The sequence below is a fragment of the Streptomyces sp. NPDC048639 genome, from assembly GCF_043199075.1.
Taxonomy (GTDB): Bacteria; Actinomycetota; Actinomycetes; order Streptomycetales; family Streptomycetaceae; genus Streptomyces.
Window position 1 is genome coordinate 173,984 of sequence record NZ_JBICVP010000012.1, and the last position, 13,751, is coordinate 187,734.

Consider the following 13,751-nt stretch of genomic DNA (forward strand, 5'->3'; position numbering starts at 1 on the left):
GCCCGTCATCCCGTCCTGGTCGGAAGCAGAGCTGCCGTTTCGCGCCGGCTGGGGTCGGGCGGCCTCAGGCGGAGGGGCCACTCGCCCGGTGTGAGCCGGGTGAGGAACGCAGGGGGACGGGCGCGGGGGATGCGGCCCTCTTTCGTGCGGGTACGGCACGGGCGACGCCGTAGAGCAGCAGAGCCGCCAGCTGGACGACAGCGATCGCCAGCAGGAGGAGCGGCGGAGGCCAGGCCGCGAACGCCCCGGTGAGGGCGGCCCCGCACGCCGCCGCCGAGATCTTCAGTCCGGCGCCGAGGGTGAAGACCTGCGGCCGCAGATGCGGCGGCGCGTGGTCGGCCCGGATCCGCAACGTCGCGCTCAGCAGCGGTCCGTCGCACAGTCCCGCCACCGCGAACAGTGCCGCGGCGGCGGAGAAGGTGGGTAGGAGAGCGGCGGCGCCGAGCGCCAGACCGGTCCCGAGGAGGCTCAAGGCGACGAGGCGGTACACGGTGAGGCGCGGCTGCCACCGGGCCAGGCCGAGCGAGCCGGCGAGGGCTCCGAGGGCGAACAGCGTAACCAGGACGCCTCCGCCACCGGGATGTCCGCGGTCCTCCGCCAGAAGGACTGCGGAGGTCGTGAGTCCGCCGACACCGACGAAGGCCAGTGAGGCGGCGGCGGTGACGGCCCGCAACTCGCGCGTCCGCCATACGGCTTGCAGCCCGGCGGCGAGGTCGGCGCGCAGCGTCGGCCGCGACCCGGCAGCGGGGCGGCCCGGGTGCGGCCGGGTGGCGGGCCGTCGTCCGGGGCGCGCCTTGGCGGCAGAGCGGCCCGAGCCCGGCGAGCGCGCCCCGGTCGACGCCCGGCCGGTCGCGTCCTCCGTCGCGGGCCAATGGGCCCCGGCCGAGGCCTCCTCGGCCGGGGCCGGCCCGGTCGCCCCGGACGTCGCGTCCGCCCGGGCCGTCCCCTTCGGACCCGGTCCGCTCCCCCGGGTTGCTGTGGTACCCGCCCCTTCCGACCGCAGGACCGCGGCCAGAACCGCGGCCAGCACGCCCGCGCCCGCCAGCGCGGCCGCCCCCGCGCCGGGCGAGAGCGCCGCGGCCGTGACCGTGACGGCAGCGGGCCCGGCGACCGAGGCGGCGTTGTACGTGGCGGCGTCCAGCGCGTAGGCCCTCGTCCGCTCCTCGCCCTCCGGCACCCAAGCGGCTACCAGGCTGGACAGCCCGCCGGAGACGACCGGTCCGCAGGCACCGCCCGCCAGGGCGATGGCCACGGTCACCGCGGCGGGTGCCCGCCCTACGGTGACCGCCAGTCCCGCGATCGCGGCGGCGAATCCGCCCAGCGCGCAGACGCGGAAGAGGCGTGGATGCCGTGCGCGGGCGGCGAGGCTGCCCGCCAAGGGCGCCGCCAGCACATGGGGTGCCATCCAGGCGGTCAGCAGGAAGGCTCCCTCGGCAGCGGAGCCGGTGCGCCGGAGCGCGAGAAGCACCGCGGCCACCGCCATGCCCTCGTCCGCGAGCCGGGCGAAGAACGCGGTCGTCAGATACAGCCCGAGATGCCCCCGCGTACGCACGCCCTCCACCTCTCGGTAACGGCTTAATGACATAAGACGTTACACTCGGACGGGGGACAGCGCAGCCGAAGTCACCAGGCACCAGGCACCACCGGGAAGGATCACGTCCGCGTGAGCAACGTCCGTACCCAGCAAGGATTCCGGCCCGCCCGGAGGCTGATCGAGATCGCCGGTGCCGTACGCCGCGAGCCCGCGCTCTCCCGCGCCGAGCTGGCCGGCCTCCTCGCCCGGCACGGGGAGACTGCGGGCGACGTGACCGAGGAGGGGTTCACCGAGGCCGATGCCGTGGACCTGCGCGCCGCTGCCGGGCGCCTCGTCGACGTCCTCACCGAGACGGACATCGACCGCGCGGCCCGCGCCATCAACGCTCTACTGTCCGAATGCGGCGCACGCCCGCGTCTGTCGTGCCACGACGGGCACGCCTGGCATCTGCACGTGGACCGGGGCGAGGACGCGAGCTGGGCCGACTGGTTCCTCGCCTCCGGCGCCATGGCGCTGGCCCAACTCCTCAGCGAACTCGGCCGTATCGCGTGGGGCGCATGCGCGGCTCCGGGCTGTGCCGGGCTCTTCCTGGACACCGGTCCGGGCGCCGTGCGCCGCTACTGCTCCCCCGCCTGCGCCTCCCGCACCCGCGTCGCCGCGCACCGGCGCCGCAGGCGCGAGGCGCGCTGAGGTCACCATCTCGGCGGCACACGGTCGTTCGGGGGGGCGCACACCTTCCGCCACTTTTCGTACGGGGTCACGAGGTCGCACGCCCTCGCCACGCATCCGACCCGTACGCAGCCCCCTGCTCGTACACGCACACCCGCCCTGCGCACACATCCCCGGCACACCGTCCCGCACGACGGCGTACATGAGGCCCGAGGCCAGTGCGGGTACGTCACCCGCCGGCCGATCAGCGGGCCCGGCGGCTGCGCTTCCCTCCGGTGCGGAACGCGTGGATGCCGTGCCCCTGGTCGTGGGCGGCCTGTACGGCCTCCTCCCAGGTCAGGGAACGCTCCCCGACGGCGAACACGGGACCGGACTCGCGGTCACCGATCAGCTCGCGCAGAAGCTCGGCAGCGCGCTCTCCGAAGGTGTCGAACTCGACGTCCCGGACGTCGAGGGAGAGCAGTTCGAGGACCGGAAGCTCGCCTTCCCACAGCAGGAGCCAGAGCGTCCGGTGCACGGCGGGGATGGACCGATCGGCGAGGAGTTCCTCGAGCCGTTCAGCGGTGACGGTGTCGGCGGTGAGGGTCATGGCCCCGCAGTATGGACCCGGTCACCGTCCGCAGCATAGGGCTGGGTTGAAACCGCAACGAGAAGGGCGTCCGTACGTCGCACGCCCGTCACACCCCCGCCTGCGGGCGATCGCCCCCTCCACGTGCCGCCCTTCCCCGCACCACCGTGCGTGGCGGCGGGAGCCCGTCTCTTGGTTCAGCCTCACCGCGGAGAAGGGGAGCACCGTCGGACAGCGACATGTTTGCTCGCAACTGCGCCGTCAGTGCCGCATGAGAAAGTCACGCTCCGAAACCGCGAGTGGGACTGCCGACTCCGTCACGATACAGGCGTCTCATCGCGCACCCCTGGCCCTCAACAGCCTCTCGGAGGCCGAGTGTTGGGACCCGGAGGACGAGGAGGAACACGTCACCCCCGCCACCGCGCGATTTTCCGTGAGGCTCCGGCCGGCGTGCACGAGGCGCACGCGACTCTCTGGACCGCCGATATGGATGTCGAGGAATTCGCCGAAGCGGCGTCCGCCCACCGCCAAGGCATCTACGAATCCCTCTGAAGCGTCACGTCATCATTGACGGACTCGGCCTCCCCCCTCACGCCACTCTCACGGCATCCGTTCGCCGATCGGTCCGTCCCGTCGACCCGCGCGCGATCCGACAGGACTCCCTGGGTCGAGCCCGCGGCCGCCGTGATCATCGTGTGCAGACGCTCGGCCGCCGCGCGCCCGAACGCCGGGTCGTTGAGGTGCGTATCGACGTCCCGGACGTCGACGCCGCTGGACGCCAGCCCGTCGCGCAATGCCGTGAACAGCGCGCCGTCCGCCTCGGGGTCGTGATACGGGCCGCCGGGTGAGCCGAGCGTCGACAACCCTTGCCGTGGCAGATAGACGGCCGTGGGACCGGTCGCCGCCCGGAGTTTCGCCGCGACCCGGCGGCCGAGTTCGGCGCACTCCGCCGCCGACGTCCGCACGACCGTGATCGAGGGGTTGTGCACATGGACCAACCGGTCGCGGAAGCGCTCGGGCAGGGTGTCACGTGGACCGAACTTGACCATGTCCAGCGCCCCCAGGCTCACCACCTGCGGGGTGCCCCGCCGCCCGGCGGCCTTGAGGCGGTCCGGTCCCGCCGACAGGATTCCGCCCATCAGGTCGTCCGCGATCTCACTCAGCGTCAGATCGAGAACCCCGGCGAAGCGTCCCTGCCCGGCCATCGCCTCCAGCGACCGCCCGCCCGAGCCGCTGGTGTGGAAGACCAGGACCTCGTAACCGAGTTCGGACAAACACTCGCGCGCGGCGTCGACTCCGGGAGTCGTCACGCCCGCCATGCTCGCCGCCACCACCGGGCGTCCCTCGCCCTCTCCCCATCGCACGGAGCGTTCCCCGCGCGCCGCCGCGTACCCCTGCGCCATCCCCGCCATGGCGTCGGCGGCATTGGCCAGAACGGGCGCCAGGATCCGGTTGATCCCGGCGATGTCGACGACACTGTGCATCATCGTGATGTCTGCGGAGCCGACGTACGGCGTCACATCACCCGCCGCCATCGAGGACACCATCATCTTCGGTACGCCCAGGGGCAGTTCACGCATCGCCCGGGTCGCCATCGACGTACCGCCGCTGCCGCCGATGGCCATCACACCGTGCAGCCGGTCCTCCGCGTGGAGACGCCTGACGACCTCGGCCGCTCCGCGCGCCATGGTCGTCACCGCGGCGCCCCGGTCCCCCGCCGCACGGAGGGCGTCCGCCTCGGCGCCCGCGGCGAGGGCCACCTCGCGTCGCGGGACATCGGGCCGCACCACCGGTTCCCCGAGGACCCCGACGTCGACGACCACCACCTCGACGCCGCGACACCGCAGCCGGTCCCGCACCCACCCGTACTCCGCGCCCTTGGTATCCAGGGCCCCGACCAGAACGACCACCGCCATGACCCCCGTGTCCCCGGAGCCGCCGGGCGGGAAACGGCCCCAACTGCCCTGCACACGCGAGCGATTCGACGGGTCCGGGCAGGGCGAGCGATACGGAGATGGCGCTGCGGACGCGGGTCCGGATGCGGATGCGGATGCGGATGCGGAGGTGGAGGTGGAGGTGGAGGTGGACTCGGGTCCGGTTTCGGGTCCGGTTTCGGACAGACGCGTAGACGGCGCCGATCAGGGCCGTCGCACCGACTCGGCCAGCGGCCGCCGGGTGTCTTGCGGGGATCGTTCGCCAGGCGGGGACCCATTCCGTCCATCACGCATCCGACACCGGGGCCCGCATCGGAGTCCGCCATCCCGAAGGAGTCCCCGTAGCCGTCATGGCCGAAGTCCTGTCCGCCGCACCGCGTCCACCGTCGCGTGGGAGTCACCGTACCGGCCGGTCGGACAGCCCGGGAGGTCGCACCGCGCGAGCACGCGTTCCGCGACCGGCACCCCATGGCGCCCTGCGGCGGTCCCCCAGCGCCGCACCGTCACCGCACACGCGCACCCGGCGAACGTCAGGTGGCCGGCCAGTCGTCCGGCCCGCCGCCCCGCCACTCGATCAGGCCTGGGTCGTCCAGCACCGTCCCCTCGTCCCCGAGCCCGGCGCGGCTCAGCACCCCGCGCAGCTCGGCCGCGCTGACGACAGCACCCACCTCCTCGCCTTCGATCATCACGCGACGGCGCCCGTCGAGCGGCTGGTCCACCACTACGGGCGGCGTACGTTCCTGGGTCTCATCCTCCATGCGACCAGGCTGCCCCGGGTTCGGCCCGGCCGCAGCTCCAGCCGCAACGGAGGCGTGACCGCCGCACCGCCCCGACGCGTCCCGCCCGCGGGGGGGGCAAGCCTGCTCAGGAGTCCCTGAGCCTCAAGGGTCCGTGTTCCAGAGTCCCGGTGTCCCAGGGGCGCGATGCCCCAGAGGCGCGGCGTGCCGAGGGCCCCTGAATCTCAGGAGTCCAGGCCCCAGGACCGACCGATCCGGTACGAGGCGCAGATGTTCGCATCCAGGACGTACCGCCCCGCCACCCCGCACTGCTCGGCGCCGCCGCCCGGGTCGACCGGCTGACCGTGGCCCATGCCGGTCAGCGCGTAGCTCTCGACGACCGGGGTGCCGGAGCCGTCCGTATAGACCTCGTGCCGATGGCCCTGGACGGTGTCCGAGGCGTCCACGACCGCGTCGGTGCCGTGGACGTCGGTCCACTGCTCGACGAGTTCGGTCATGTTCACCGGCCGAACGGTGGCGTCCGTCGAGCCGTGCCACACGGACATGACCGGCCGAGGACCCTCGTACGACGGGAATGCGGCACGCACCTTGTCCCCCCACACCCGCGGCCCGAGGTCCCTGCCCGGGCTCATGCACGTCAGGGCCTCGACAAGAGTGCGGGCGCAGTCGTACGGGAGTCCGGCGACGACCGCGGCGCCCCCGAAGACGTCCGGGTACGAGGCCGCCATGGCGGAGGTCATCGCTCCGCCCGCGGACAGGCCCGTCACATGGACCCGGGAGGCGTCCGATCCCAGGTCGGCCTTCATCCGGTCGACCATCTGCCGGATGGACAGGGCCTCGCCGGAGCCGCGCGCGGTGTCCTGCGGCTGGAACCAGTTGAAGCAGCCATTGAGATTGTTGCCGCTCTGCTGCTGCGGCAGCAGAAGGGCGAAGCCCCACTCGTCGGCCCACCGCGTCCAGCCGGTCTCGTCGTCGTAGGCTGCCGCCGACTGCTTACAGCCGTGCAGGGCGACCACGAGCGGCCGGCCGCTGGGCAGGCCGTCGGGCACGTAGCGGAACATCCGCAGCTGTCCGGGGTTGGAGCCGAAGCCGGTCACCTCGGTGAGGCTCGCGGCGGACGCGGGCTGCGGGAGGGCGAGGGCGACCGCCAGCAGGGCGGCGGCAGGGACGGCACGGCACATGCGGGCCAGACGCCGCGTGAGCCCAAGTCGCGGGCGGCTACGGGCAGGGTGTGCGTACGGGTGCCGGTGGGCGTTCTCCGGGGTGTGGTCGTGCGCGGACATGGCGGCTCCTCAAGGGTGGGGGACGTACGCCACGGTGCGGGCGCCGTACAGCACCCGCACGCGAACGTCAGGACAGGGAACAGGAGTTGACGACATCGCCGGTGACGGTTGCGGGATGTCTGCCGCTGCCATGGCGCACATCGTCCGCCGCCCGGGTCCACCCGGCCATGGGGACGCACCACAGCCGAATGCCCGCCCGCGTGGAGCGGGCGCCCACTGTGCGGGCGGGGACCGCTGGTGAACTCCCTTCCTCCGCAAGCCGGTTCGGAGGGTGAGCACCTCCGAACCGGGAACGGGCGTCCCTGGTCGGGGCCGCCATACGGCTGGTCCCGCTCAGGGCCGCCATACGGCTGGTCCCGCTCAGGGCCGCCATACGGCTGGCCCCCTCAGGGTCGCCATTCCGCTGGTCCCGCCCAGGACGCCGTACGGCTGATCCCCCCAGGGGTCGTCACAGGCCGAAGCGCCCCCAGGTCACGGCACGGCCGAAGCGGCCCCCTCAGGTCACCGCATGGGCCCTGGCGGCATCCCGCTCAGGGAATGAGCAGCACCTTCCCCACGGTCTCCCGGCCCGCCAGCGCGGCATGTGCGAGCGGGGCGTCCTCCAGCGCGAAGCACTGTCCGATGACGGGCGCGATCCGGCCGATGGCCGCCTCCTCCAGGGCCCGGTTCTGCTGGGCGCGGAACCGCGAGGGGTCCACGCCCGGGGTGCTTCTGCCGTAGCCCAGCACCGTGAGTCCTCGGCCGTAGACCAGCCCGCCCGGTATCTCGGTGCCGCGGCCCGAGGCGATGCCGTAGACGATGAAGCGGCCACCCGGCGCCAGCGTCTCCATGGCCTCCCGGCCCACGTCCCCGCCGACCGAGTCCAGCACGACGTCCACTCCGTCGGTGCCGGCGGCCTGCCGGACCAGGTCGCCCCAGCCGGGCACGCCGTAGTCCACCGCGGCGTCCGCGCCGAGCTTGCGGACGATCTCCAGTTTGTGATCGCCTCGGGCCGCGCCGATGACCTTGGCACCGGCGACCTTGGCGAGCTGGACGAGCAGGCTGCCCACGCCCCCGGCGGCCGCTTCGACGAGCACGGTCCGGCCCTCGCGGACCGCGGCGAGGTCGAGCAGCCCCACCGCGGTGAGGCCCTGGCCGAGCAGGCGGACGGCGTCGTGCAGGGACAGGCTGTCGGGGAGAACGTGCAGGGCCCTTCGGTTCACCACGGCGCGTTCCGCGTAGCCGCCGGTGCGCTCGGTCTGTCCGGCGACCCGCCTGCCGACGAGACCGGGTTCCACGCCGGGACCGACCGCGCTCACCACACCGGCGACGTCCCGGCCCGGGGTGTACGGCCTCGGCACATGCGCCGACTTCCCCGCGCGCACCAGCGTTTCGACGAACTGCACGCCCGCCGCGGCGACATCGACGAGCACCTCCCCCTCCCCCGGCTCGGGATGCGGCACGTACTCCACCCGCATGACTTCCGGCGGGCCGAACTCGGCAACACGGACAGCGCGCATGCTTCGGCTCCCTCGTATCCGCTCCGATGCTGCTCTCTCACCAGCAGATACGGGTGCCGGACCGCGATTGCCTCAAACCGTGTCCGACCCTGGGGACTTCAGGCCCCGCCCGGGGCTCAGACCGTGTAGAGCTCCTCGATGTCCTCCGCGTACGCCTGCACGATCGCGCTGCGCCGCAGCTTCAGGGAGGGCGTCATCATTCCGCCCGCCGCGGTGAATTCGCGGGGCAGGATCCGGAACGCCCGGATCGACTCGGCCCGGGACACCGCGCTGTTCGCCGCCGTCACCGCACGCTGGATCTCGTTGTGCAGATCCTGATCCGCCGGGTCCGGTACGGGATGTGACGGGCCGTCGGACCGGCCCCTTGCGTGTCCCCCGCCCTCCTCCGCCTTGCCGTTGATCCGGAGCCAGTGGTGCAGTGCGTCCGGGTCGAGGGTGATGAGCGCGGCGATGTACGGCCGGTCGTCGCCGACGACCAGGCACTGCGACACCATGGAGTGCGCACGGATGCGCTCCTCCAGCACGTACGGGGATGTGCTCTTGCCGCCGCTGGTGATGATGATGTCCTTCTTGCGGCCGGTGATGACGAGGTAACCGGCATCGTCCAGGTGGCCGACGTCGCCGGTGGCGAACCAGCCGTCCCGCAGCACCGCCTCGGTGGCCTCGGGATCGTTGTGGTAGCGCGAGAAGACCACGCCGCCGCGCACCCACACGTCCCCTTCCTCGGAGATGTGCACGGCGCACCCCGGAAGTGGGCGGCCCACCGTCCCGAACCGGACGCGCCCCACCGGCTGGCCGGTGACGGCCCCGGTGGTCTCGGTGAGCCCGTAGCCCTCGTAGACGGTGATCCCGGCGCCCGCGAAGAGCAGGCCGAGTTCGCGGCGCAGGGAGGACCCGCCGGAGACGGCGTAGCGTACGCGGCCGCCCAGCACCGCCCGCAGTCTGGTGAAGACCATGCGGTCGAAGACGGCGTGCGCGGCCCGGAGCATCGGGCCGGGACCGGGCCCGGTCTTCATGTGCCGGCGTTCGATCGCCTCCGCGTAGCGCACCGCGACATCCGTCGCCCGGTCGAAGAGGTCGCCCCTTCCGCTTTCCTGGGCGACCTGCCGCGCCCGGCTGTAGATCTTCTCGAAGATGTAGGGGACGGCGAAGACGAAGGTCGGGCGGAACGAGGCGAAGGCCGGGAGCAGTTCGGACGGCGCGAGGTCGGGCTGGTGGCCGAGGGTGACGCCGTTGCGGATGCAGAAGACCTGCACCATCAGGCCGTAGATGTGCGAAAGCGGCAGAAAGGCGAGCAGGGACGGCTGTTCGCCCCGCTCGGCCAGGATGACGCTCCACCCGGCGAACAGGGTGTCGCACTCGGCCATGAGGTTGGCGTGGGTGATCACGCAGCCCTTGGGGCGTCCCGTGGTGCCCGAGGTGTAGGTGATGGTGGCCGTCGACTCGGGCCCCACGGCGTGGCGGTGACGGTGGACCAGCGCGTCCGGTACGTCCCGCCCTTCCTCGGTCAGCCGCTCCACGCAGCCGTCGTCGAGCTGCCACATCCGGCGCAGCGGAAGCCCTCCGCACGCCGCGCCCACGCTCATCGCATGGTCCTCGTGCTCGACCACGATGGCCGCCGCCTCCGCGTCGGCCAGGATCCAGCGGACCTGCTCCGCGGAGGACGTCGGGTAGACGGGTACGACCTGGGCGCCGATGGACCACGCCGCGTAGCTGAACAGGGTCCACTCGTAGCGGGTCCGGGACATCACGGCGATCCGTTCGCCGAAGGCGATGCCGTTGGCGAGCAGTCCCTTGGCGACCGCCATCACCTCGTCGCGGAACTCCGCGGCGGAGACGGGGGTCCACTCGGCTCCGTCCGGGGTCCTCTCGGCTCCGTCCGGCCCGCCGCGGCGCGCGAGGGCGGGCAGGCCGGGGGTGCGCTCGGCCGTCTCGTACACGGAGTTGGCCAGCCCACCCGATCGCGGGATCTCCACCAGGGGTGGAAGGCTGAAGTCCCGCACGACGACGTCCCCCTCAACGAACAGCATGTTCTGCCCTGCCGCAATTGCACCCGGCAGGCAGCGCACCATACCGGTCGGTCCTGGTGCTGCCTAGGGGGGTGAAAGGGGCGGCGCGCGCCGGGTCGGGGTCCGCCCGGTCGCGCCGGGTGTTCCCGGTCGCACGTCAGGCGGACGACGCCCGCACCAGTCGCGCCTGGACAGGGCGCCCGTCGACCGTCTCGAACGCCACGACCGTCCCGCCGTTCTCGTGACGGACCCGGCACGGCTCGCTGTCCGCGGCGGGGCGCCAGTGGCCCCGGAGCGTCACGCGCAGGGCGTGGGGCCTGCTCGGTCTGGTGAGCCAGGGGCGGGACCACGGGCTGAAGTGGCCGACGTAGACGCCGTGTTCGTACTGGTCGCTGTCGATGCCGTCGTGGAGCCGCAGGTCGGGATCGCAGACGGCGAGGACCAGCGCCTCACCGTCGCGGCGGGTGAGCAGCATCGACGGGGTGTCCACGCCGCGTACGGTCCCCTCGGCCAGCCGCGCGGTGGGCTCGAAGGCGGCGTAGCCCGTGATGCCGGTGGCGCGGTCGGTGACGATGTGGGCGGTGGTGTCGGCCCGCAGGACGGTGTACGCGGCCCGCGCCGGATCGGCCATGTCCCGGGCGAACGCGGCCATGCGCTCCGGTGTCGCACCCACCAGCATCGCGTACTCGTAGCGGCCGCCGGCCGGCGCGATGCCGTGCCGGATCCAGGCGGTGGCGAAGTCGCCGCTGGTGGCGGCGTCGGTCGCCTGGTCGCGCGAGGTCTGGGTGGCGCGCCGGACGCCGATGCGCTGGCCGGGCGGCAGGTAGTAGCCGAGACCCTTGTCGTCCAGCAGCCAGGTCGCCCGGTCGAGGTGGATGTCGGGCCGTTCGTACGGGAAGGCGGTGACGGGCTCCGGGCCGCCCACGTACGTCGGGTCCGCGGTGTCGGCGAGCGAGGTCTGGAAGAGGGTGGTCTCGGTCTCGTTCGTGCGGTCCTCGTTGCGGATGCCCGTGCCGAGGGCCACGACCCGGTCGTCGAAGAGGAAGACCGAGATGCGGGCGCGGTGCGAGCCGTCGTACTTGGGGTGTTCGCGCAGCCGCATAGCGAACATGCCGTGGCGCCCGTCGATGGTGTGCGCCCCGGCGAACCGCTCCTCGGTGAGCAGCATTTCCTCGATGGTCCCGGTCAGATCGGCGCGCAGCTCCGGCAGCGGCTTGCGGAGGGTGGTGGTGCCGGGGCGCCGGTTCCAGTCCCATCCGGCCTGGCTGTACCCGCTGTCGGCGTTGTTGACGGGATCGCCGCGGTGCAGGACCTGGATCTGGCCGTACGTGTTGTAGCGGCCGTACCAGTTGGCGCCGTCGTAGACCTCCGTGCTCCACAGGTAGCGGTTGTGCCCCCGGACGGTGACCTGCCAATTCTCCCGCCGGTGGACGGCGAGAGCCGCGTAGTTGAGGGCCCAGGCGCCGTTGGGGTCCGCCTCGGCGGTGACACCGCGGGCGGCGAGCCGCTCGGCCAGCCGCTTCTGCCGGTCGGTGGGTGCGGCCGGGAGCAACCGCAGGAAGGCGGCGCCGAGTTCGGGGTCGTGGTCGCTCGTCCCGCCGGGTGTTCCGGCGAAGGCCAGCCACTCGTACGGGGTCACCGACAGCGCCGTGGTGCCGCGCGGGTGTCGGCCGGTGAGGGAGATCGGCCAGTGGAACTTGTTGGCGTACAACCGCATGGTGAGCAGGGCCCGCTTCAGCGATCCGTGGGCCCGCCCGGAGATCCGGAACGCACCGCCGCTCATCACGTACACCATTGGCGCCAGTCCGCTGAATCCGTCGCGCGCGTAGTCCGGGTAGAACCCGACGTGGTGGAAGGTGCAGCCGTCCGGCTTGAGACCGTCCTGGATGCCGGGCACGGGCAGCAGGGCCGCATCGAGCCAGGTGCGCAGGGCGTGCAGATACGCCACCTGCTCCGCCTCGGTGTCGCGCAGCAGGACGGCGGCGAGCAGGCCGCGGAAGGTGGTGCCGAGGATGTCCATGATGCTGCCGTACGCCATGCGGTGGTCCCAGCCGCGGACGATCCGGCCGAGCCCGGACAGCCAGGTCACATCGGCGCGGACCGCGTCCAGGAGACCGGCCTCGCGCAGGACGTCGCGCATCAGGTGGACGGAGTCGTAGTACCCGCGTACGTCGTAGCCGAGGTGGTGGATGGTGCCCTGGCAGCTGCCGTGCGTCCAGCCCTGGTCGCGGAGGTGGGCGACGATCCGCAGATAGAGCTCGGCGAGCGCGGGGCGCCGCCCGGTGTCCGCGGCGTCGTGAGCCTGGGCGATCTTCTGCATCAGATCGGTGACGCTGCGCAGTGTTGCCGCGTCGACAAAGGACTTGAGGTCGGCGGCGATCTCGGGCGGGTACGTCTGGGCCTGGTAGGCGTGGACGGGGCGGCCGGTGCCGGCGGTGGTCCGCTCCGGCACGCCGAGTTCGGCGACCTGGGCGGTCAGCGCTGCCACGTACGCGTCATCGACCGTCACGGGCGCGGCCAGGTAATCGTCGTGATAGCGCGTCAGAAGGGTGTGCAGGGAGGCCCGTTCGTGCGAGGTGGGCTCGCGGACGACGGGCGGACGCTTCGTCAGGAGCCGGTCGAAGAGGTACAGCGCCTGCCAGTGCTGGGCGTCCCACTCATCGCCCTCGCGGCAGACTTCGGGGACCTGGGCGTCGCGCGTGGGGCCGTCGGGCCGTACCGCGACGTTGAGCAGGAGCTGGTCGAGGTACAGCGTGCCGGAGCGGCGCGGGGCGATGATGCGGACGGTGTCCATGCCGGGGTGCGGCCGACCGTGCATGTCGTAGCCGTACCGCACCCACGCGGTGCGCCAGCCGGTGAAGCCGAGGTGGAAGTCGAACCAGGCGTCGGTGCGTTCGCCCCTGCCGAACTCGAAGCGGACGGTGTCGTCGACGGCCTTCTCGTTGAAGATCCACACCGAGAAGGTGTCCACCGTGCCCTGCCACGCCTGATCGTCCAGGGGACGGTACGGGTCGGGCGCGTACTCCAGTCCGGCGCCTACCACGATGCGGGAGCGGGCCGTGTGGTCCCAGCGCAGGGCATGGCCGCCGCACACCGAAGCCCGGTCGCTGATGGTCAGCCGCGAACCGTGTTCGGCGGTCATGTGCGGCGGAACGGCGGTCTCGAGCAGGAAGGCGGGCGGCCGCAGCTCCAGCGCCCGTTGTTCGAGACCGACGTCGGCGGTGGCGGTCGTTGCTCCGGGATGAGCCGCTTCCGCGGGGCGGTCCGGGGTACGGGCGCCTGCGGGTGCGGAGGGGAGGGCGAGCGTGCCGGCCGCGCTGACGGCGGCGGCCTTGAGGACCGTACGGCGGTGTGTTTGCGGGGCGTCGTCCGACAAGATGCCTTCTCCTCGGGTCACTTGCCTTCACTGACGTGCCTCTGAGCTGACGAGGATTGTGTGGTGAGTCTCCCTCAGCGTCAACCATCCCGGGCGGTACGACGGTCGGCGGTGTCCCGCGCCGGGAGGTCGGCCATTCGGT

The 13,751-nt window shown here is 72.6% G+C and carries 9 protein-coding genes; 1 reads left to right on the forward strand and 8 read right to left on the reverse strand.

What is annotated here, in order from left to right; all coding sequences use genetic code 11:
• Positions 1-64: 64 nt before the first annotated feature.
• Positions 65-1,483: an MFS transporter gene (locus ACGFNH_RS29040; RefSeq protein ID WP_393658872.1), complete on the reverse strand. Its 1,419-nt coding sequence runs from the start codon at positions 1,481-1,483 to the stop codon at positions 65-67.
• 180 nt (positions 1,484-1,663) lie between these two features.
• Between ACGFNH_RS29040 and ACGFNH_RS29045 the strand changes: the two genes are divergently transcribed.
• A complete protein-coding gene (locus tag ACGFNH_RS29045; protein WP_393658727.1) occupies positions 1,664-2,224 on the forward strand; it encodes a CGNR zinc finger domain-containing protein in 561 nt (186 codons plus the stop codon).
• A gap of 223 nt (positions 2,225-2,447) precedes the next feature.
• Here the strand turns inward: ACGFNH_RS29045 and ACGFNH_RS29050 are convergent, their stop codons facing one another.
• The 7 genes from ACGFNH_RS29050 to ACGFNH_RS29080 form a co-directional block, all read right to left on the reverse strand.
• Positions 2,448-2,792, reverse strand: a complete 345-nt coding sequence (locus ACGFNH_RS29050) for a hypothetical protein (RefSeq protein WP_393658729.1) — start codon at positions 2,790-2,792, stop codon at positions 2,448-2,450.
• Between the two features lie 515 nt (positions 2,793-3,307).
• A complete protein-coding gene (locus tag ACGFNH_RS29055) occupies positions 3,308-4,687 on the reverse strand; it encodes a Tm-1-like ATP-binding domain-containing protein (protein WP_393658731.1) in 1,380 nt (459 codons plus the stop codon).
• A gap of 548 nt (positions 4,688-5,235) precedes the next feature.
• Positions 5,236-5,463: a hypothetical protein gene (locus ACGFNH_RS29060; RefSeq protein WP_393658732.1), complete on the reverse strand. Its 228-nt coding sequence runs from the start codon at positions 5,461-5,463 to the stop codon at positions 5,236-5,238.
• A 203-nt stretch (positions 5,464-5,666) separates the two neighbouring features.
• A complete protein-coding gene (locus ACGFNH_RS29065) occupies positions 5,667-6,725 on the reverse strand; it encodes a PHB depolymerase family esterase (RefSeq protein ID WP_393658734.1) in 1,059 nt (352 codons plus the stop codon).
• 530 nt (positions 6,726-7,255) lie between these two features.
• Positions 7,256-8,224 carry a zinc-binding dehydrogenase gene (locus ACGFNH_RS29070; protein ID WP_393658736.1) on the reverse strand — a complete coding sequence of 323 codons (969 nt, stop codon included), beginning with the start codon at positions 8,222-8,224 and terminating at the stop codon, positions 7,256-7,258.
• Between the two features lie 116 nt (positions 8,225-8,340).
• Complete coding sequence (locus ACGFNH_RS29075; protein WP_393658874.1) at positions 8,341-10,227, reverse strand: AMP-dependent synthetase/ligase; 1,887 nt, start codon at positions 10,225-10,227, stop codon at positions 8,341-8,343.
• A gap of 163 nt (positions 10,228-10,390) precedes the next feature.
• Entirely contained in the window at positions 10,391-13,609 is a 3,219-nt protein-coding gene (locus ACGFNH_RS29080; RefSeq protein WP_393658738.1) for a chondroitinase family polysaccharide lyase, read from the reverse strand.
• Positions 13,610-13,751 lie beyond the last annotated feature (142 nt).